A 19,259-nucleotide genomic window follows, 5' to 3' on the forward strand; every position below is an offset into this window, starting at 1 on the left:
CTTTGGAGTGTTTAAATCGCCCTGAGGCGAGACAGAGACAAACTGGAGTCGTTACTGCTTGAGGCACTAAGATTAGGATCGGCAGAGAAGCGGTATGCAACGTTATCGTCTTTACGCAAAACTTCTTTACTGAAAATGCCATTCATATACAGAACTGTACCTCGTTTTACCCAAATGCGTTATCACATACTCTGTAATCAATGGCAAGCCATTTTTGATCAGGGCCGGATATGTCGCACATAATTAAATCGTTCAGTTGCATCCGGTTGCCCCCCCCCGCATCAAAGAGTTGAAAAAACGACCCCCTTGTGCCGAGTGAAACCACCATCATGATATCTGTACCATTTATCGTTAACCTTAGCGCAAACCTTTGTCAACGTCCAATGCATTATTCAAGAATAACTATTCATTTCCCAATTAAAGAAAACAAGGGGGCCAGCTCACATTTTTCCAGTTTTCTTATACCGGATTCGACTATCGTAGTAATAGAAATTAGCAGTGCCGCTTAACATAAGCAACGGTTAATTATCCGCCATTGCCCTGGGCCCGCCACAGGCTCCACGCCAGCCGGGCGATCTGACCGGCCCCAACGCCCGGCACCGCGCCCTAAAGACCGTGACGGGCTAATAAATTATGCGCTATTTGTGATCACCAATATTGTGCAACGGCAAGTTCTCCCGCGGCCGTAAGCGGGATTAATAATGTCATCCCCATTAAGCAGGCAACTTTATCGCTTATGCCTGATTGTCATTATACTGCAATATATACTTCTGAAGATAATGCTAATAAAATAACCTTTGGATTGTTTGGCTGACTAAATAGTGTCTTGGTGTCTATCCGGTATTAATCTGAAATATAAAATCATCATTGCGCATTTCTATTTTTTTGTATAAATCCACCCGGTAGCCCTAGGGCGCGGTCTGAGGCGATGATCGAGCCGCTATTGAGAGGCGATAAAGCTATATGTCTATTTTGGCGCCGATTTTCAACGGCATAAAGCGATGATCGGCAATGCCGGCGTTTAATAACGCCTGCGCCAGCTCCCGCGGCGGCTCATCCAGGGATTCGTCCGCCAGTTCGAATACCCCCCAATGAATCGGAATAACCAGCGGACAGTTCAGCTCTTGGTAAAACTTTACCGCACTGGCGGGACTCATGTGGCTTTCTGCCATGAACCATTCTGGTGCATAGGCTCCGATGGGCAAGGCGGCAATGTCAAAAGGTCCCAGGCGCTGTCCGATCTCTGCCAGGCCGGGGGTATAACCGCTGTCGCCGGAAAAGTAAAAACGCCAGCGCCGGCTTTCCACGACCCAGCCGCACCACAGACTGCGGTTCCGGTCTTTGAAAGTACGCATGCTCCAATGGCGCGCAGGAACGCAGTGAAGGCGAAGATCGTGAAAGGTGATGCTCTCCCACCAATCACATTGGGAAACAGTCTTGACGCCCCGTTTTTCAAGCCATTCCCCCATGCCCAGCGGGGCCATCACCTGTAGATCGGGAAAACGCTTCAGTAACCGGCGCAGAGTGCTTCTATCCAAATGATCATAGTGATTATGAGAATAAATCACCGCATCAATGGGAGGCAGCTCATCAATCCCCACCGCCAGGGGCGTTCTGCGTTTGGGGCCGACAAAGGGTATTGGCGAGGCGCGCTCGCCCAGGGCGGGGTCGAGCAGTAGATATCGCCCGGAGGTGCGGATAAGCAGGCAGGCATGGCCCAGCCACCAAATAGCATCCTCACTGCCGCTGAAATCAGCGGGTTGCCACCAGTCCCGGATGAATTGAGCATAGCCCCCCTGCGGAGGCCGGGGAAAGCCTTGTTTTTTGCGCTCTCGATGCCATTTTTTAAACGCATCGGGGGTTCTTACTGAAGGTTCAAGATTGCGAAAGCCTAACGGCGTATGGTGTGGTTTGGACTCATCGTACCAAGGATTGTTTTTCGCCATTGTCTCTTCGACTCTCCTGTTTACTCGCTTTATCCCCTGATAATGCAAGATCCGGCAGTAGAATAATATAGAATGTTGACTAAATGTGAACACAAAACCTTGACCCGGTAAATATTTTCCTTTGCAAGGGCGAGCCTGTACATGCACAAGGAGGACCGGATCAGGATTGGGTATCGCAGCAGGCAGCAAGGGAGGCGGGCCCGACGAAGTTTAACGCTCGGCGATAAAGTCTTTGAACATGATAGGTTCGCCGGCGGCAGGGACCTTGGCGTCGTTTTGCGGGGAATTCATCTGACCTAACCGCATCAATAATTCGGTTTGTTTTTTCTGCTGTTCGAGTAGCTCATTAAGCAACATGATTTGTTCATTGGCCCTGACGCTGGCGCGGTTGAGGAAAAACCAGACCACGAGACCGATAATAAAAACAAGTAAAAACAGCCCCATTGAGGCGATATTGAGGGTATTAAATCCTAAATCGTTCATAACATGACCTAATCACTGATAAAACCAAACGCTATCTTAACACCCTCTGCTCAGCAATGTATCCTGAAACGACTCTTTGGCCCTGCTCTCCATTCAAGATAGTTTCATGCATTAAACACCTATGGACAAAAGCATGACGGCAATCGCCCATGGCATCCGTCACCATGGCATCCGTCACCATGGCATCCATTTCGTGACAAAACACATACCGTTGAAAAAATCACCGCCCTGATCACAAAAGCTATTCAATGCCGACAGCCATAACATCAAGCACAGTAGTAAAATGCCCAGTATTGATAGTGCCGTGTTTTTTTTCAAAACCCAAGTCCTGTACTTCCTCGATGAATATATTTTATCTAGGATAACTTAAACAAAGACTAACCATGGTCCATTTTATTACCAGAATAATGATTTAAAGGACGATGATATGTGTTACAGATTATAAAAAAAATCTATGCGATAAGATATATATAATAAAAATCAATGGGTTGGCGCCTGATCAAATTTGAGATCGATTAACGTTATGGCTTTTTCGATAGCGCGGCGGGTGATAGGATCTCGCGCCGCGGGATGGCTGGTTACATCGATGCTTTTTAGCTGTTGCGACATTTTATCGCGAACATGGGCAGGGGCTATCACATCGATAACGTCGAGGATTTGCTTGATAACCAGCTGACAGGCCACGAGATCAGAGATCAACTCCTGGTCGTGGGTGAAGGATTCCGACATGGTAATGTCTCCGGTCTTCCCTTAAAAAGGATATTCGCGATAGCCGATTTGGCGGGAAATATTGCGTGCCGCCTCATGCAGCATGGCGACATAGTCGTTTTTGCTTTCTTCAGCGAAACGGATGGTGGGAAAAGAGATGCTAAGGCCGGCAATCACCACGCCGAAACGGTCAAATATCGGCACCGCGACGCAGCGCAAGCCATCCTCCTGCTCTTCGTTATCTTCGCCGAAGCCTTGCTGGCGCACTTTAATCAATTCCGGCATCAACGACGCAGCATCGGCGACGGTGCGGCGGGTGCTGCGATTAAAAACCACCCCCGAAAGGATACGCTGCGCTTCATCCGCCTCGCGCCAGGCCAGCAACACCTTGCCGATTGCCGTGCTGTAAAGGGGATTCCGGCGGCCTACGCGGGAATACATGCGCAGATTGTACATTGAATCGATTTTATGGATGTAAACGATGCTGTCTTCATCCAGCGAGCCAAGATGGATGGTTTCACGGGTTAAATTGGACAGTACCCGCATTTGAACATCGGCGATGCGAATCAGATCGATATTCTGTAAAGCCTTGGCACCCAATTCGAATAGCTTCAGCGTCAGGGAGTATTTCTCCGATTCGCCTTCCTGGGAGACGTAACCGAGGGATTTCATGGTTTGGAGAAAGCGATACACGGTGCTTTTTGACATCAACACCCGCTGGGCCAGCTCGGTAATGCCGATTTCCCGCTCTTCCCCCAGTGCCTGGAGAATACCAAAAACCTTCAATACTGACGATACGGAGTCGGGTTGTCTGTCTAAATCTGCAATCGTCATTTTTATGGAAATCCTGATAAGCGTTTTGTTTTAAAAAAACTAGAACATAATTTCCATTATAAAGGTATGACTCCAAATTTCGCAATGGCTGTGCTGAATAAAGCCGGCTTTAATGTCCAGTCAGTAATTATTACATTTCTCCGGCGGCCTGCTGATCCGTTACAGCAGGGTTTAATGCTAGGATAAGGGTTTTGACGGTTGTTAAACATTCATGATTGATAAAATTGCTGATGGCGTTCCTACGCCTCAGCGCTATGGTGCGATCATCACCGTAGCACTCAGCATCACCGTCGCCGTGCTGGACAGCGCCATCGCCAATGTAGCCCTTCCTACCATCGCGCGCGAACTTCACGCCAGTCCGGCCGCCTCAATCTGGGTGGTCAATGCCTATCAGCTCGCCATCATTATGACCCTGCTCTCCTTCGCCACCTTGGGGGATATTTACGGTTTCCGACGGGTATATCAATGCGGTCTGGTGGTGTTCAGCCTGATGTCCCTGTCATGCGCCTTATCCCAAAACCTTTGGATGCTGATAGGCGCCCGCGTGCTGCAAGGGTTTGGCGCCGCGGCCATCATGAGCATCAATACGGCGCTGATCCGTATTATTTATCCCACGCGCCTGCTGGGGAAAGGGATGGCTATCAACACCCTGATAGTGGCGGTATCCACCGCGGCGGGGCCTACCGTGGCCGCCGGCGTGTTATCCATCGCCACCTGGCAGTGGCTGTTCGCCATCAACGTGCCCATCGGCCTGCTGGCCTTTTATCTTGGTCATCGATTCCTGCCGGCAAATCCAATAAAAAACACCGGACAGCGGTTCAATTTCGCCAGCGCCGGCATGAACGCCCTGACCTTCGGCCTGTTATTGTCAGCCCTGGGGGGCTTTGCCCAACGCCTGAACGGATATATGATTTTGACCGAGCTTGCCGGCGCGGTGATAGTCGGCACCATTTTTATCCGGCATCAGCTTCGTCAACCCTGGCCGCTGCTGCCGGTTGATTTGCTGCGTATCCCGCTCTTCTCCCTTTCCCTTTGCACGTCCATCTGTTCTTTCTGCGCCCAGATGCTGGCCATGGTTTCCCTGCCGTTTTTTTTGCAAAGCATACTGGGCCGCGACGAAGTGGCTACCGGGTTATTGCTGACGCCCTGGCCGCTGGCGACAATGCTGTTCGCCATGCTGGCGGGCAGGCTGATAGGCCGTGTCCATGCCGGTTTGCTGGGGGCTGTGGGGTTGGGTATCTTTGCCGCCGGGCTTTTCTCCCTGGCCTGGCTACCGGGATCGCCGGCCAATGCCGACATCGTCTGGCGGATGATGCTGTGCGGCGCCGGGTTCGGCTTATTCCAGTCCCCCAACAACCATACCATTATCACGTCCGCGCCACGCAACCGCAGTGGCGGCGCCAGCGGGATGCTGGGGACCGCGCGCCTGGTGGGACAAACCTCCGGCGCCGCCCTGGTGGCGCTGATGTTTAATTTATTGGGCACCGGCGGCACCCATGCCTCTTTGCTGCTGGCCGGCGGCTTTGCAACGGCGGCAGCCATGGTGAGCGCACTGCGTATAAGCCAACCCAATCCGCAGCGCCAAAGCACCGCCGGCAGGTAGCCGGTTATTTCAAATAGGCGCCGGACCGCAGGGCCTCGATACGTTTATCCAACGGCGGATGCGACATAAACAGCTCGCTGAAGGATTTTGATTTACCGTTGATGCAAAACGCCAGCATGCCGCCCTCTTCCTGGGGTTCGTAGCTGGTTTTCAGGCGCTGCAGCGCGGCAATCATCTTATCGCGCCCCACCAGCCGCGCCGAACCGGCATCGGCATGGAATTCGCGATGTCGTGAGAACCATAGCGTAATCAGGCTTGCCAGCACTCCGAACACCAGCTCCAGCACCATGGACACGGCAAAATAGATCATCGGATTGCCGCCGTTGCTTTCCCCTTCATCACGGTTCGATGACAAAAAGCCGGCGGCCAGCTGCGCCAGGATCCGAGAGACAAAAATCACGAAGGTATTCACCACGCCCTGTATCAGGGTCATGGTGACCATATCGCCGTTGGAGACGTGGCTGATTTCATGGGCGATGACCGCTTCGGCCTCATCGCGGCTCATATTTTGCAGCAGGCCGGTACTAACCGCCACCAGAGAGGCGTCGCGCCGGGCGCCGGTAGCGAAGGCGTTGATATCCGGCGCCGGGTAGACCGCCACCTGGGGCATGACAATGCCCGCCTGCTGCGATTGGCGCTGCACGGTAGCCAGCAGCCAGCGTTCGGTTTCATTGCGCGGGCGCTCGATGACTTCCCCGCCCACCGAACGCAGCGCCATGGACTTCGACAGCCACAGCGAAACGAAGGCGCCGCCAAAACCAAACAGGCCGGCCATGATCATCAATCCGGCGGCGCTGGAAGATTGTATCCCCGTCAGGCTCAGCACCAGACCGAATACCAGCATAACCGCCAGGTTGGTAAGCAGAAAGAGAGCGATGCGCATCATATAGAATGTGGTCCCCTGATAAAAATCACGCCGATTGCGTTAAAGGGATCGTATGGGCTTTCAGAGGGTTTTCAAGCGTAACTTGCCAATAAGTGCTTAAAAAGACATAACTTTACATTTTGTAAAAAAATAAAGGCGCCGGTGTGGCGCCTCGGTTTTTATTTTACCGCCGCCGGCTGCAGCGGCTGCTGGCCGCTTTGCGCCTTGGCGAGGTCCAATGCAATATGCACGGTCTCGTCCAGGTAGGGATCGGGTTCGTGGTAATCTTTCGGTATGTCGTCCAGGGATTTCACCGGTTTTTTGCCTTCCCGCTGCAAGCGGTCATTGATACGCTGCAAACGAATGGCGTCATCCTCGTGATTTTCCTTCTCGCGCTGCGCCAGATTCAGGGACGCGATATTGCGTTTATCCTTCATGGCATTGAGGCGGGCAATATCCTGAGCGATATATTGGAACTCAGGGTCCGCCGCGATCCGCGCCTGGTGCGCCTTCAGCAGTTCAGCGGCAAAGGGCTTCAAATCACCGCTCTTAGTGTAGGTAGCCGCATTGATGCTGTCCCAGGGCAAGGCGTTATCTTCAAATTTCTCCCCGGTTTCAATGTCCGTCTCATAGCCGGTAGGCATGATGATATCCGGCACAACCCCTTTACGCTGGGTGCTGCCGCCATTGATCCGGTAGAATTTCTGGATAGTGTACTGGATTGAGCCCAGCGGCGGCCAGTCGGGACGCAGCATCTGATCGTAGATGCGGTTAAGGGAGCGGTACTGCTGCACCGTGCCTTTGCCGAAGGTCGGCTCGCCGACTATCAACGCCCGGCCATAATCCTGCATGGCGGCGGCGAAAATTTCCGATGCCGAGGCGCTGAATCTGTCCACCAGCACCACCAGGGGTCCTTTATAGTACACGATACCGTCGTTATCGCTGTCTTCACGTATCTTGCCGTTATTGTCGCGAACCTGGACTATCGGTCCGCTGGGAATAAACAGCCCGGACAGCGACACGGCTTCGGTCAAAGCGCCGCCGCCGTTGGTGCGCAAATCGATAATCACGCTGCTGACGTTTTGTTTTTCCAGTTTTTGCAGCTGGACCTTGACGTCATCGGTCAGGCCCACGTAAAAGCCGGGAATATCCAGCACCGCAACCTTTTGCTGACCCACCTGTTTGATGGTCATCTTCACCGCGCGATCCTCAAGACGGATACGCTCGCGGATGACGGTGACGATACGCGTCTTGGTTCCCTTGCCCGCCGGCAGAATTTCCAAACGGACCTTGCTGCCCTTCGGACCTTTGATAAGCGATACCACATCGTCCAGGCGCCAGCCGATGACGTCGACCATGGGCTTGCCGGTCTGGCCGACGCCCACCACGCGATCCCCGACCATAATGGTTTTGCTTTTCGCCGCCGGCCCGCCGGGCACCAGCGAATTGATGACGGTATAGTCGTCATCCATTTGCAACACCGCGCCAATCCCTTCCAGCGACAGGCTCATTTCAGTATTGAACTGCTCGGTATTGCGCGGGGAAAGGTAATTGGTATGCGGATCGATTTCATGGGCGAAGGCATTCATCACCATTTGAAATACGTCTTCACTGTTGCTTTGCGCCAGCCGGCGAATTGCGAACTGATAGCGCTTGGTCAGTATGTCGCGTATTTCATCGTCTTTTTTGCCGGTAAGCTTGAGGCTTAACTCATCGTATTTGACCTTGGCGTCCCAAAGCTTGTTGAGTTCGGCTTCGCTTTGCGGCCAGGGCGCTTTGCTGCGGTCGAGATCAATGGTGTCGCTACCGGTAAAATCCATGGGTTTGGCCAATTGGGCCAATGCATATTCATAACGCTCGAAGCGCCGTTGCTGCGCCAGATTATAAAGCGCAAAGGGGACATCCAGTTTTCCGTTTTTCAGTTCGTCGTCAAGCTGATCTTTCTTATCCGAAAATCGGGCAATGTCCGATGCCAGCAGCACATTGTGGCTGTAATCCAGCATATTGAGATAACGAGCGAAAATTTTCTCCGAGAAGGCATCGTCCAAATCAAACTGGCGATAATGGGAACGGGTAAAACGCGCCGTAACACGTTCACTGACCGTTTCTTGCTGTGCTTCTTCGTGAAGCTGGGGAATCTGATCGGCACGGGTTATCTTCACCTCTGCCGCCACCACCGATCCCGCCAGTAACAACCCTGCAAGTGCAGTTACTCTGACAAATTTGTTCATGCCCTGGTTGGCCTCCGTATCAGAACTGCAGGTGTTCTGCGCGCACTATCAAAGCCATCCCGGAAGAAAGCTGCACACGTACCCCTTCTTTGGCAATTTCCATCACGGTTGCTTCCATGGGATCTTTGCCTACCTTGATTTTGATGGCCTGACCGATTTGCAGTTTGGAAATATCGGTAACCTGCACCTGACGGGCGGGCGCGGGTTTTTTAACCTCTTGAGAGGGACGTTCATTTCTTGGCCGGGAGGCGGGACGCGGCCTGCGAGGCGTATTCGCTCCATCGGGGCCTTTGCGTTCAGCAGCGGCCGGATTGGCGGGCGCGGCACGCCGTGGAGCGGGCGCTTCGCCGTTTTCACGTTTTTTGGCCTGCTGCGCGGCGCGTTGCTGCTGCACGCGGGCTTTGGCTTCCTCGAGCTGCTTGCGGGCATGCTCCACATGCTGCGCTTCCAATTCTCCACAGGGATTGCCGTCGAGATCCACGCGCTGAGCGCCGAGTTTTATGCCGTACAGATAGCGCCAGCTTGAGGTATAGAGCCGCAATGCGGAGCGCAGCTGCGTTTTGCTCAGGTTATCTTCTTCCTGGATGCGGGCGACCAGATCCGCAAAAATGCCTATTTTTAATGGCCTCGCCTCGCCCTCGGCGGTAAAGCAGAGCGGGAAACGCTCAGCCAGAAAGGCTATCACTTCTTTATTACTGTTCAACTTGGGTTGATTTTCCATGAAATTTCCTGATTACAACGGGTTTGCCAACCAGCGCAGGCATGAACAGGCGTCATTATAATGACGCCATCGGCAAATGCCACGTTATCCGTATATCAATATAAGGTATTATTGATAAATCTTCGCAGATCAGTTTGATTTAATTGCTGGCAAAGCCGCTCCACCAAAGCTTTCAGGCCTTCTTCGTCCTCATGATCGAAGCGATGATAAATCGTGCTATCGATATCGAGTACGCCAACCACCCGGCCGTCCAGGGTAATAGGCAGGACGATTTCAGCAAGACTTGCAGCGTCGCAAGCGATATGCCCGGGAAATTCGTGGACATCGTCCACCCGCAAAATTCTGTTTTCCGCCACCGCCGTACCACAGACTCCCTTGCCTACCGGAATGCGCACACAGGCGATTTTACCTTGGAACGGTCCCAGCACCAGTGTATCACCGTCCAGCAGATAAAAACCGGCCCAATTAACGTCTTCGAGGTGTTCAAAAAGCAAGGCGCTGACGTTCGCCAGCGCCGCGATAAAATGGGTTTCGCCGTCAATCAGCGCCGACATACTTTGTAGTAATTCACTATAGAATTGTTGTTTTTTCATATGTAAACCAATAAATGAGCTAATCTGTCTGATATCAGCCGGAATGCCAGCCTCTATAAAATAAGCAATAAATGCCCAAGGCCACAAGATTAATCCTTTATTGCTTCACAAAGCCAGCCTCGGCAGGTATGTTTGCGCAACGTCGCCGGCATTATATTCCCGCTGTGACTCGCCGCACCGGCGTCTACGAGGCAGGTATAGAGGCATGTGAACGAGTTCAGCGTCGGTAGAATATGAAAATAAAGCACATCCATTATGCCTTGCCCCAAGGCCGCTACCAGCGTTGCGCTCAATGCGATACCTTGTTCATTTTGCCGACATTGCATCAGAATCAGGACGCTTTTTGTCCGCGCTGCCGGGCCAAGGTCGCCCTCGGCCATGAATGGACGATAAATCAGCTGGCGATCCTGGCACTCACCATGGTGGTACTGATGCCCTTCGCCTATGGGGAACCGTTAATCAGCATCCGCCTGCTGGGTACCTCCATCAATGCCACGCTGGTGCACGGTATCTGGCAAATGGCCATCCAAGGCCAGCCTATTACCGCCAGCATGGTGGCATTTTGTACCGTCGGCGCTCCCTGTACGCTGGTTATAGCCATACTCTACCTGAATGTCGGTGAGCGGTTGGGAATGAATCTGCGGCCGGTTTTGCTGATGCTTACCCGCCTGAAAGAATGGGTCATGCTGGATATCTATCTGATCGGCATGGCGGTGGCGGCCATCAAAGTCAAGGATTACGCCGATGTGGATACCGGCCTGGCCTTGCCGGCATTCATCGCGCTGGCGCTGCTCAGCGTGGTGACCATGACCCACCTGAATATCGGCCAGCTCTGGGAACATTTCTACCCGGAGCCCGTCCCCCCTTTTCGCACGAATACCGCCGGTCTGAAAGTTTGCCTGGGCTGCAATTTCACCGGTTATGCCGATGAACGGGGCCGCTGTCCGCGCTGTCATACCCCCCTGCGGCTTCGCCGCCGGCAAAGCCTGCAGAAATCCTGGGCGGCGTTAATCGCCTCGGTGGTATTGCTTATCCCGGCGAATCTCTTGCCGATTTCGATTATCTATATCAACGGCGGGCGTAATGAAAGTACCATACTTTCCGCCATCGGTTCGTTGGCGAACGATAACATACCGGTGGCGGCGGTGGTTTTCATCGCCAGCATTCTGGTGCCGTTTCTCAAGGTCATCGTCCTGCTGACCTTATTACTGAGCATTCATTTTAAAGTGCGGCAAGGATTGAAAACCCGCATCCGCCTGTTACGCTTTGTCAGTTGGATCGGCCGTTGGTCAATGCTGGACTTGTTTGTTATTTCCATCACGATGTCGCTGGTGGATCGCGACCAGCTTTTGGCTTTTACTATGGGACCGGCGGCGTTTTATTTTGGCTCCGCCGTTATTTTGACAATACTTGCTGTCGAGTGGTTAGACAGCCGTCTGATATGGGATGCACATGCCGCAAACGCCGACTACACCGATTAACGCGGAGGTCAAAAACAAGCGCCGTATTTCGCCCTTTTGGCTGTTGCCGTTTATTGCCTTATTGATTGCCGGCTGGCTGGTATACAGCACGGTCCAGGAGAAAGGCGCCACGGTGACCATTGATTTTATCTCCGCCGACGGCATTGTGGCCGGGCGGACCCCGGTGCGTTACCAGGGGGTGGAAGTCGGCACGGTGCAAAACATCAAGTTAAGCAACGATTTGCGCACCATCAAGGTAGAGGTCGGCATCAAGCGCGATATGCGCGATGCCCTGCGCCAGGGTACCCAGTTCTGGCTGGTGACGCCCAAGGCGTCACTGGCGGGGATTTCAGGGCTTGATGCCCTGGTGGGCGGCAACTATATCGGCATGATGCCCGGTAAAGGCGACCCGCAAACCCATTTCACCGCCCTGGACACCCAGCCGAAATACCGGGTCAATACCGGCGAATTGCTGATCCACATGCATGCGCAAAACCTGGGGGCGCTGAATACCGGCTCTTTGGTGTACTACCGGAAATTACCGGTGGGCAAAGTGTATGACTTTGATATTTCCAGGGAAAAGGGCGACGTCAATATCGATGTTTTGATCGACCGGCGCTTTACCGATTTGGTGAAAAAAGACAGCCGCTTCTGGAATGTCTCGGGTATCAAGGCCAGTGTGGATTTCCACGGTGCCCAGGTGGATATGGAGAGCATGGCGGCCTTGGTGAACGGCGCCATCGCCTTTGATTCGCCGCAAAATAGCGAACAGGCCCGCACCGACGACACTTTTACCCTTTATCCCGATCTCGCCCACAGCCAGCGGGGGGTGATAATCACGGTGGACCTGCCCAACGGGGATAACCTCAGCGAAGGCCATACCCCCCTGCTCTATCAGGGACTGGAAGTGGGCACACTCACCAAGCTGAATCTGGGCGGCGATAATAAGGTAACCGGGGAGCTGGCCATCAATCCCTCCATAAAGGATTTGATGCGCAGCGGCACCCGCATTGAAATGGAAACGCCGCAGCCTTCCCTCAATAACCTCAACCTGAGTAATCTGCTCACCGGCACCACGCTTAATCTGATTCCCGGCGGCGGGGCGCTTCAGGAGCATTTCACCGTGCTTGACAGCAACCATCGCCTGTTGCAGGAACCGGGAGTGAAAACCTTCACCCTCTCGGCGCCGGAAAGCTACGGTATCGACAGCGGCCAACCCCTGACGCTGTATGGCGTTGCGGTGGGCAAAGTCATCAGCCGCAAACTGGACGGTAACGGCGTGCTGTTCGAGGCGGCTATTGAGCCGGAATACGCCGGACTGTTGCATAAAAATACCAAATTCGTCGTTAACAGCCGGGTAGACGTGAAGTTCGGCCTGGACGGCGTTCGGGTGCTGGGCACCAGCGCGCAGGAGTGGCTGGACGGCGGCATCGTGATGATCCCCGGCACCCAGGGCGCGCCCCTGGATCATTATCCCCTCTATGGCAACCGTGAACTGGCAGAACAGGGCATACAGGGGGAAAAACCCGCTGCGACGCTGACGCTCACCGCCGACAGCCTGCCGGATATACAATCCGGTTCCATCGTGATGTACCGTAAATTCCAGGTGGGGGAAATCACTGATGTCCGCCCCACCGCGAAAAGTTTTGATGTGGATGTCTATATCCGCCCGCAATACCGCAAGCTGCTCACCGACCACAGCATCTTCTGGGCGGAAGGCGGCGCCAGAGTGCAGATTAACGGCAGCGGCATTAGCGTACAGGCATCCCCTCTCGATCGTGCGCTGAAAGGCGCTATTAGCTTTGATAATCTGGACGGCGCGGTACAGGTCAAAGGCCAGTTGCGCAGGCTCTATGCCTCGGAAAACGCGGCGCGGGCGGTGGGCAGCCAGATTGTGCTGCAAACCTTCGACGCCAGCAAGCTCTCGCCGGGCATGCCCATTCGCTATCTTGGCATCGATGTCGGACAGGTGGAAACCCTTAAGCTTTCGTCTCAAAACAGCGAAGTGCTGGCGCAGGCCGTGCTTTATCCGGAGTATGTCCAGGCATTCGCCCGGGTCGGCACGCAGTTCTCAGTGGTGACGCCGGAAATCTCCGCCGCCGGGGTCACCCATTTGGAAACCCTGTTCCAACCTTATATCAACGTTGAGCCGGGCAAAGGACAAACGACGCGCAACTTCACCTTGCAACAGGCCACCATCAGCGATTCCCGCTATCTTGACGGTCTGAACATCGTGGTGGATACGCCGGAAGCGGGTGCGCTGCAGGTGGGTACTCCGGTGCTGTTCCGCGGCATTGAAGTCGGCACCGTTACCGGCATGTCGCTGGGGCCGATGGCGGATCGGGTCTATGTGTCGCTGCGCATCAGCAAGCAGTACCAGCATCTGGTGCGGGACAATTCCGTGTTCTGGCTGGCGTCGGGATATGATCTGAAGTTCGGCTTGACCGGCGGTTCGGTTAAAAGCGGCACCTTCCAGCAGTTTATCCGCGGCGGTATTGCGTTTGCCACCCCGCCCACCACCCCGCTGGCGCCTAAAGCCAACGCCGGCAAGCATTTCCTGCTCAACAGCGAAGAGCAGAAAGAGTGGCATGACTGGGGCACCGCCGTACCGCAGGGATGAATGCCAGCCAGACCGCCGGCTTGCCCTGGGGCAGCCGGCTTTAAGCAATTCGTGTGATCTTGACTATGCTTAAAACGTGAGAAGCCAAGGGAATTTGCTCCGGGCAAGAAACGATAAAGGGCATAGCCATGACCAAGACCACAGTCAAAATAGGCAGTTTTAAAGTTGACGATGCGGAGTTAACGAGCGGAACAAATCATAGCGTCGAGAATATCCTGAGTATTCCCTGCAAATCCGATCCCGATCTTTGCAAGCAACTGGACGGCTGGGATGAACAAACCAGCATTCCCGCTTTCCTTGACGGTAAAGAGCACGTTCTTTACCGGCAGCATTATGACCATGACAACGACGCCTGGATCATGCGGCTGGAATAGCCCTCAACGCCTTGCCATCGGGCCGGCCCGATGAGCCCAAGGCCCTGCTGATACTTTCTCCCCGGCGCGCCACCCCGCGACGGCGGCTTAACTCTGGTCGTGAAACGAAAAAATATGCTGACGTTTAATAAAAAAAAATCAGCCCGAAGGCTGATGACTGAAGGCAAGTCGGAAATGGCTCGTACCGAGGGTAATGAAACCATTATAGAACCTGACGCGAGCATAGCGACCTATCACTCCGATAGCCGGGATGCGTATAACGTAAAAGTTCCAAGGGGAGGCCGCGTCATTCAAACCTTGGAGGAATTGGAGCAGGTACGCCGGGAGTGCCGCAAAATGGTGACCCGGCGTGCCGGTTTATCCGCCGGCGCGGCGATTATTCCGATACCCGGCCTGGATATTGGCACCGACGTTTCGTTACTGATGACCTTACTGCCGGCCATAAATGAAAAGTTCGGTCTAACGCCGCGGCAAATCGATGCACTGCATCCGAACCGCAAAAAATACACCATGATCGCCATCTCCGGCATCGGCAGCCGCGTTATCGGCAGCACCATTACCCGTAAAATCGTATCCCTGCTGCTCAAACGGGTCGGCTTCAAAATCACCGCCAAAACAGCGCTGCGCTATGTGCCGATAGTCGGCCAGGCCGCTGCGGCCGGTTTGAGCTTCAGCGCAATGAAGGTCCTGGGGAATGCTCATATCGAAGATTGCTACCGGGTAATAAAAGAGGTGCTGGCGAAACTTTAATCATGATCTCTGACAAAGTTGCCGCGAAAAAAATGTTTTACGATTTTCCTGAGTTTTTCTCTTCCAGCGGAGGAACAGCACGTGGAACGTCAGCGAGTAGTATCTGAAGAGATCCAGTCCGTAGGATATGATGTTGCCCATCGCATGCTTGAAATAAAATTTCAAACCATCGGCGTATATCAATATCCCGGGGTTTCTTTGAGCGTTTATCACTCCTTGATGGAAGCCCCATCAAAAAGCGAGTGTTTTAAAAACCTGATCAAACATAGGTACCTTTGCCGAAAAGTCGGTTGATTACACCCTTAAGCGGAGGTTCAAGCTTGGCGTTGTTGGTAAACCGAATGTCTTCTCCCCAATTTTATTTCTTTGAAGTCATTGGGCCTCACCCTGGCCCATTTTTTATCTATTCGAAAAGCGCCGCAGCCCTATTCATCAGGCAATGGTAATGGTTTTATCCAGATAAACATCCTGCACTGCATTAATCAGGGCCACACCCTCTTTCATAGACCGTTTGAATGCTTTACGTCCCATAATCATACCCATGCCGCCGGCCCGCTTATTGATGACCGCCGTCCGAACGGATTCCGCCATATCGGTCGCGCCTGCCGACGCGCCGCCGGAGTTAATCAGGCCGGCACGGCCCATATAGCAGTTAGCTAATTGATAACGCACCAGGTCGATGGGATTATCCGATGTCAGCGTACTATAAACCCGTTCATCGGTATAACCGAAGTTAATGGCTTTATACCCGCCGTTGTTCTCGGCCATCTTCTGCTTAACGATATCGGCGCCAATGGTGGCGGCAAGATGATTGGCCTGACCGGTCAAATCGGCGCTGGTATGATAATCCACCCCGTCTTTTTTAAAGGCTGAGTTGCGCAAATAGGCCCACAATACCGTAACCAGGCCCAATTCATGAGCGCGGGCAAACGCGGCGGAGACTTCTTCTATCTGCCGGCGGGACTCCTCCGAGCCGAAATAGATGGTGGCGCCAACCGCTACCGCCCCCAAATCAAATGCCTGATCGACGCTGGCATAAAGGGTTTGGTCGTATTGAGTGGGATAGCTGAGGGTTTCGTTATGATTAATTTTGACCAAAAACGGGATACGGTGAGCATAACGGCGTGAGACCGCCGCCAGCACGCCGTAGGTTGAGGCGACGCAGTTACAGCCGGCTTCCAACGCCAGTTCAACGATGTTCTTCGGATCAAAATACAGCGGATTAGCGGCAAACGACGCACCGGCGGAATGTTCGACTCCCTGATCCACCGGCAGGATGGAGAGATAGCCGGTACCCGCCAGGCGGCCGGTATTGAACATCGTTTGCATATTGCGCAGGACCACGGGCGAACGGACATTGTCCATCATTACCCTGTCGACATAATCGCTGCCCGGCAGGCACAGATGTTCGGCGGGGATAGTTGTACAGCGGTGTTCCAGCAGCGTTGCGGCGTCTTTACCCAAAAGTGATGAAATATCGGTCATGTGATAGCCTCCTTTGATTGATACTAAAGTACGGCATAAAACTGTCGAAGAGTCATAACGGGGAAAACGTTCGCAACGGGAAATTTTCCCTGCTAAGCAGAGCAATCCTAGTTCCGATTGCCGCCGGTTGCCATAAATAGTTCGTAAGCGCCGATGTCTCGGCAGCGGCATTTAAGGGCCGGCCTCGGTCCCGGCTCATGCCTGCAAGTTAGCCGGCAGGTGCCTCTTTAGCGGTAATTCCTCTTGCCATGAATTAAAAATTCACTCATAAACGATATTTTATAACAAGGTTTTTTATACCAGCCCACCCTCTGAGGGTTTGACCGCGCGGGCAGAAAAGCACAGGGGATAACGACATGAATATCAATACAAATGCCATTGATGAAGCCGTTCTGGCACTGCTCTATCTTACGCTCCATGACTATGACCGGGCCTGGAAGGGCCATGACTGGGATGCAATGGACCGCCTCTACGAGCGAGGTTTTATCTGCAATCCCGCCAATAAGACAAAATCCGTTGTGTTTACCGAAGAGGGCTTGCGCGAATCCAAGCGTCTTTTCGAACGCTATTTCGTGATTGCCGATAATAAAGGCGAATAAACGGAATTTTTCGTTCAGGCCTGCGCCGCGTCCCGCCAGAGTTTGCCCGAGTGAAGAAATGACGCGGGAAAGAATATCGTTCCTACTCGGGATAGCTGAAGAATAAGCATTCAGCGCAAGGCAGTAACATGCTCACCGCGACCGTATGACGAAGCCAGTTAGCGGCGAGCAAAAAAAAACGCCTCAACCCTGCAGAGGATAAGTGATCAAGGCATCATTACCCCGCCGACGAAGCGTTAACCTCCGAATGCGCCGCAATGCCCTGAATATGCCTTTTCTCAAAGCTTATCCGTTCCTCTGGGTGAAAGAAATCACCCGGTCGTTCATGATCGTCGGCATTTTCGACCGATGTAATAAAACCTTGGTAAATGCCGTCGTGTATGGAAGAAATTCTAACGCTGATCCTGTATCTTTTTCGTGGTTCTCCTACAGGTTTTGATAGCAAAATCACATGGTCGTTGCGTCTGAAAACGCTGCCAATCGGCAGAGGTGCTTCCTGAAAGTTTTCACCCATGATTTCATTCTCCTGTTTCCCCAAAGTCCAGAAACAATATCATGAGCCATCACCTCGCAGACCTGCCGTAAATCGCAAAAGTCAGAATAGCCATGGACATAGCATTGCTGATATTTGCCCCACCCCGCTATAACCAGCCGTCAGCCATTTCACGGCAAAAATCCCGATAGCGCCGGGGAGAGTGGCCGAGCAATCGGGCAAAACGCTGGACGGTCGCTGCGTCGGCAACAGCGCCATCCTGCTGATAGCGCTGCAACATAAGGCGCATATCATAAGCCAGCCAACCGGGTTGCCCGGCCTGCAGCATCTGCTGCTCAAAGAGATCGAGATTGTTGCCGGCGTAATGAATGTCTTTGTTGAGCACCTGACTCCACAATTCCGCCACCCCCTGTCCCGTCAGCGCATCTGGACCGACGCATTCATATATTTCATTCGGTGCCGGCTGTTGCTCGCCATGCCTGCTTATCAGCGCTTTGGCGGCGGCTTCGCCGATATCGCGCACATCAACCATCGACAGGCCTTTTTCACCCACCGGCATGGCATATAATCCCTTATCCAGCAGGACTGTTCGCTGGCGCTTATCATTCTGCATAAAATAGCCGGGCCGCAAAATGGTGGCGGGCATACCCGAGTGTTCGATCATCCGCTCCACCGTATACTTACTGGTAAAGTGCGGAACATCAACAAACTTGTCCGACCGTATGACGGAAAAATAAACCAGCCCCTTGACGCCTTTTTCCCGGGCAACATTTACCGCCTGTATCGCCTGGGTCAGCTCATCAGGCGCATTGGACACCAGCAAGAACAGCGTATCCACACCGTCCATGGCGGCGCGCATGCTCTGTGGATCGGTGAGATCGCCTTTGACAGGGTCTATCCCCGCAGGAAAAGAAGCACGTTCCGGAGTACGCGTCAGAGCCCGGATGTTGATCTGCTGTCCCGCCAGATTGTCCATAACCTGCCGGCCTATGATGCCGGTACTGCCCGTTATCAATATCGTCATGTCGTTTCCCCCGCTACCGTTATTGGCATATGGATATCCCATAACTGTAGACGTTCACTCCCGGAGGCGGTGACAATCTCAATCAATAGGCTTTACGGGCGGGTCAGATTGAAGAAGAAGATTTTCGATGTCATAGCCTGCTTTTGATTTCAATATCGCGAGAAGATACGTCTTGCCGTTGTAGACGAACCTTTCAACCTTGTAATATTTCCCGGCTTTTTTGCTTAATTTTTCAGCAATAGAAGGGGCAATAAACTCTATGAGCGGCTGTATCTGTGCTTTAATAAAAACTTCATTTTCTTCCTGTAGCTCTACATACCTTTCGCCGTGACGTTTTCCGCCAATCACCAGATAATCCACCCAAAGTTTCCCATTCATGACTGATTCCTTTTTTCATTTATTTATCCCAGTATATTTTAATCATAAGTTAACCATAGCGGTGGTTTGATTCGCACTTTCTCTGTCACAAT

Annotated in this window: 21 protein-coding genes; 7 read left to right on the forward strand and 14 right to left on the reverse strand. The window is 53.1% G+C overall.

Annotated features, from left to right (window positions below; translation table 11 throughout):
- Positions 1-11: 11 nt before the first annotated feature.
- The 6 genes from ACL2XJ_RS23170 to kdgR form a co-directional block, all read right to left on the reverse strand.
- Positions 12-146, reverse strand: coding sequence for a DUF2627 domain-containing protein (locus ACL2XJ_RS23170; protein WP_413724609.1), 135 nt, complete (start codon positions 144-146; stop codon positions 12-14).
- A gap of 813 nt (positions 147-959) precedes the next feature.
- Positions 960-1,946, reverse strand: a complete 987-nt coding sequence (locus ACL2XJ_RS23175; RefSeq protein WP_413724610.1) for an MBL fold metallo-hydrolase — start codon at positions 1,944-1,946, stop codon at positions 960-962.
- A 210-nt stretch (positions 1,947-2,156) separates the two neighbouring features.
- Positions 2,157-2,429, reverse strand: coding sequence for a YebO family protein (locus ACL2XJ_RS23180; protein ID WP_132921321.1), 273 nt, complete (start codon positions 2,427-2,429; stop codon positions 2,157-2,159).
- Between the two features lie 174 nt (positions 2,430-2,603).
- Positions 2,604-2,696 carry a PhoP/PhoQ regulator MgrB gene (locus ACL2XJ_RS23185; RefSeq protein WP_132927723.1) on the reverse strand — a complete coding sequence of 31 codons (93 nt, stop codon included), beginning with the start codon at positions 2,694-2,696 and terminating at the stop codon, positions 2,604-2,606.
- A 213-nt stretch (positions 2,697-2,909) separates the two neighbouring features.
- Positions 2,910-3,158 carry a DUF2766 family protein gene (locus tag ACL2XJ_RS23190; protein ID WP_413724611.1) on the reverse strand — a complete coding sequence of 83 codons (249 nt, stop codon included), beginning with the start codon at positions 3,156-3,158 and terminating at the stop codon, positions 2,910-2,912.
- A 21-nt stretch (positions 3,159-3,179) separates the two neighbouring features.
- On the reverse strand, positions 3,180-3,971 hold the full coding sequence (gene kdgR, locus ACL2XJ_RS23195) for a DNA-binding transcriptional regulator KdgR (protein ID WP_132921319.1): 792 nt from the start codon (positions 3,969-3,971) through the stop codon (positions 3,180-3,182).
- Positions 3,972-4,182: 211 nt separating this feature from the next.
- Between kdgR and ACL2XJ_RS23200 the strand changes: the two genes are divergently transcribed.
- Positions 4,183-5,574 carry an MFS transporter gene (locus ACL2XJ_RS23200; RefSeq protein ID WP_132921318.1) on the forward strand — a complete coding sequence of 464 codons (1,392 nt, stop codon included), beginning with the start codon at positions 4,183-4,185 and terminating at the stop codon, positions 5,572-5,574.
- A 4-nt stretch (positions 5,575-5,578) separates the two neighbouring features.
- On the opposite strand, the gene htpX is transcribed toward ACL2XJ_RS23200, so the two are convergent.
- The 4 genes from htpX to ACL2XJ_RS23220 form a co-directional block, all read right to left on the reverse strand.
- On the reverse strand, positions 5,579-6,460 hold the full coding sequence (htpX, locus tag ACL2XJ_RS23205; protein WP_203521221.1) for a protease HtpX: 882 nt from the start codon (positions 6,458-6,460) through the stop codon (positions 5,579-5,581).
- 158 nt (positions 6,461-6,618) lie between these two features.
- Complete coding sequence (prc, locus tag ACL2XJ_RS23210) at positions 6,619-8,670, reverse strand: carboxy terminal-processing peptidase (RefSeq protein ID WP_413724612.1); 2,052 nt, start codon at positions 8,668-8,670, stop codon at positions 6,619-6,621.
- Between the two features lie 19 nt (positions 8,671-8,689).
- Positions 8,690-9,391, reverse strand: a complete 702-nt coding sequence (proQ, locus tag ACL2XJ_RS23215) for an RNA chaperone ProQ (RefSeq protein ID WP_132921315.1) — start codon at positions 9,389-9,391, stop codon at positions 8,690-8,692.
- A 95-nt stretch (positions 9,392-9,486) separates the two neighbouring features.
- Positions 9,487-9,984 (reverse strand): GAF domain-containing protein, encoded by a 498-nt coding sequence (locus ACL2XJ_RS23220; RefSeq protein WP_413726951.1) that lies wholly within the window; start codon positions 9,982-9,984, stop codon positions 9,487-9,489.
- 233 nt (positions 9,985-10,217) lie between these two features.
- Here ACL2XJ_RS23220 and yebS point away from each other — a divergent pair, with 233 nt between their 5' ends.
- From yebS to ACL2XJ_RS23245, 5 genes are all read left to right on the forward strand, one after another.
- Positions 10,218-11,465 carry a membrane integrity lipid transport subunit YebS gene (yebS, locus tag ACL2XJ_RS23225; RefSeq protein ID WP_413724613.1) on the forward strand — a complete coding sequence of 416 codons (1,248 nt, stop codon included), beginning with the start codon at positions 10,218-10,220 and terminating at the stop codon, positions 11,463-11,465.
- Positions 11,437-14,064 carry an MlaD family protein gene (locus ACL2XJ_RS23230; protein WP_413724614.1) on the forward strand — a complete coding sequence of 876 codons (2,628 nt, stop codon included), beginning with the start codon at positions 11,437-11,439 and terminating at the stop codon, positions 14,062-14,064. Before yebS ends, ACL2XJ_RS23230 begins: the two co-directional genes overlap by 29 nt.
- 128 nt (positions 14,065-14,192) lie before the next feature.
- Entirely contained in the window at positions 14,193-14,438 is a 246-nt protein-coding gene (locus tag ACL2XJ_RS23235) for a DUF1480 family protein (protein ID WP_132921312.1), read from the forward strand.
- 174 nt (positions 14,439-14,612) lie between these two features.
- On the forward strand, positions 14,613-15,188 hold the full coding sequence (locus tag ACL2XJ_RS23240) for a hypothetical protein (RefSeq protein WP_413724615.1): 576 nt from the start codon (positions 14,613-14,615) through the stop codon (positions 15,186-15,188).
- A gap of 81 nt (positions 15,189-15,269) precedes the next feature.
- Entirely contained in the window at positions 15,270-15,482 is a 213-nt protein-coding gene (locus ACL2XJ_RS23245; protein ID WP_413724616.1) for a KTSC domain-containing protein, read from the forward strand.
- Positions 15,483-15,620: 138 nt separating this feature from the next.
- On the opposite strand, the gene fbaB is transcribed toward ACL2XJ_RS23245, so the two are convergent.
- On the reverse strand, positions 15,621-16,673 hold the full coding sequence (gene fbaB, locus ACL2XJ_RS23250) for a class I fructose-bisphosphate aldolase (RefSeq protein ID WP_413724617.1): 1,053 nt from the start codon (positions 16,671-16,673) through the stop codon (positions 15,621-15,623).
- A 356-nt stretch (positions 16,674-17,029) separates the two neighbouring features.
- Here fbaB and ACL2XJ_RS23255 point away from each other — a divergent pair, with 356 nt between their 5' ends.
- Positions 17,030-17,272, forward strand: a complete 243-nt coding sequence (locus ACL2XJ_RS23255) for a DUF6429 family protein (RefSeq protein WP_132921309.1) — start codon at positions 17,030-17,032, stop codon at positions 17,270-17,272.
- Positions 17,273-17,489: 217 nt separating this feature from the next.
- Here ACL2XJ_RS23255 and ACL2XJ_RS23260 read toward each other — a convergent pair whose 3' ends face one another.
- The 3 genes from ACL2XJ_RS23260 to ACL2XJ_RS23270 all read right to left on the reverse strand — a co-directional run bounded on the left by ACL2XJ_RS23260 (position 17,490) and on the right by ACL2XJ_RS23270 (position 19,167).
- Positions 17,490-17,786, reverse strand: coding sequence for a hypothetical protein (locus tag ACL2XJ_RS23260; protein ID WP_413724618.1), 297 nt, complete (start codon positions 17,784-17,786; stop codon positions 17,490-17,492).
- Positions 17,787-17,913: 127 nt separating this feature from the next.
- Positions 17,914-18,789 carry an SDR family oxidoreductase gene (locus ACL2XJ_RS23265; protein WP_413724619.1) on the reverse strand — a complete coding sequence of 292 codons (876 nt, stop codon included), beginning with the start codon at positions 18,787-18,789 and terminating at the stop codon, positions 17,914-17,916.
- A 78-nt stretch (positions 18,790-18,867) separates the two neighbouring features.
- Positions 18,868-19,167 carry a hypothetical protein gene (locus ACL2XJ_RS23270; protein ID WP_132921306.1) on the reverse strand — a complete coding sequence of 100 codons (300 nt, stop codon included), beginning with the start codon at positions 19,165-19,167 and terminating at the stop codon, positions 18,868-18,870.
- Positions 19,168-19,259: the final 92 nt, after the last annotated feature.

The sequence above is a fragment of the Sodalis sp. RH16 genome, from assembly GCF_047324245.1.
GTDB lineage: Bacteria > Pseudomonadota > Gammaproteobacteria > Enterobacterales > Enterobacteriaceae > Acerihabitans > Acerihabitans ligni.

Coding starts and splice junctions, on each gene's coding strand:
- ACL2XJ_RS23170 (WP_413724609.1), bottom strand. CDS start 146: ATGAATGGCATTTTCAGTAAAGAAGTTTTGCGTAAAGACGATAACGTT.
- ACL2XJ_RS23175 (WP_413724610.1), bottom strand. CDS start 1,946: ATGGCGAAAAACAATCCTTGGTACGATGAGTCCAAACCACACCATACG.
- ACL2XJ_RS23180 (WP_132921321.1), bottom strand. CDS start 2,429: ATGAACGATTTAGGATTTAATACCCTCAATATCGCCTCAATGGGGCTG.
- ACL2XJ_RS23185 (WP_132927723.1), bottom strand. CDS start 2,696: ATGTTATGGCTGTCGGCATTGAATAGCTTTTGTGATCAGGGCGGTGAT.
- ACL2XJ_RS23190 (WP_413724611.1), bottom strand. CDS start 3,158: ATGTCGGAATCCTTCACCCACGACCAGGAGTTGATCTCTGATCTCGTG.
- kdgR (WP_132921319.1), bottom strand. CDS start 3,971: ATGACGATTGCAGATTTAGACAGACAACCCGACTCCGTATCGTCAGTA.
- ACL2XJ_RS23200 (WP_132921318.1), top strand. CDS start 4,183: ATGATTGATAAAATTGCTGATGGCGTTCCTACGCCTCAGCGCTATGGT.
- htpX (WP_203521221.1), bottom strand. CDS start 6,460: ATGATGCGCATCGCTCTCTTTCTGCTTACCAACCTGGCGGTTATGCTG.
- prc (WP_413724612.1), bottom strand. CDS start 8,670: ATGAACAAATTTGTCAGAGTAACTGCACTTGCAGGGTTGTTACTGGCG.
- proQ (WP_132921315.1), bottom strand. CDS start 9,391: ATGGAAAATCAACCCAAGTTGAACAGTAATAAAGAAGTGATAGCCTTT.
- ACL2XJ_RS23220 (WP_413726951.1), bottom strand. CDS start 9,984: ATGAAAAAACAACAATTCTATAGTGAATTACTACAAAGTATGTCGGCG.
- yebS (WP_413724613.1), top strand. CDS start 10,218: ATGAAAATAAAGCACATCCATTATGCCTTGCCCCAAGGCCGCTACCAG.
- ACL2XJ_RS23230 (WP_413724614.1), top strand. CDS start 11,437: ATGCCGCAAACGCCGACTACACCGATTAACGCGGAGGTCAAAAACAAG.
- ACL2XJ_RS23235 (WP_132921312.1), top strand. CDS start 14,193: ATGACCAAGACCACAGTCAAAATAGGCAGTTTTAAAGTTGACGATGCG.
- ACL2XJ_RS23240 (WP_413724615.1), top strand. CDS start 14,613: ATGGCTCGTACCGAGGGTAATGAAACCATTATAGAACCTGACGCGAGC.
- fbaB (WP_413724617.1), bottom strand. CDS start 16,673: ATGACCGATATTTCATCACTTTTGGGTAAAGACGCCGCAACGCTGCTG.
- ACL2XJ_RS23255 (WP_132921309.1), top strand. CDS start 17,030: ATGAATATCAATACAAATGCCATTGATGAAGCCGTTCTGGCACTGCTC.
- ACL2XJ_RS23260 (WP_413724618.1), bottom strand. CDS start 17,786: ATGGGTGAAAACTTTCAGGAAGCACCTCTGCCGATTGGCAGCGTTTTC.
- ACL2XJ_RS23265 (WP_413724619.1), bottom strand. CDS start 18,789: ATGACGATATTGATAACGGGCAGTACCGGCATCATAGGCCGGCAGGTT.
- ACL2XJ_RS23270 (WP_132921306.1), bottom strand. CDS start 19,167: ATGAATGGGAAACTTTGGGTGGATTATCTGGTGATTGGCGGAAAACGT.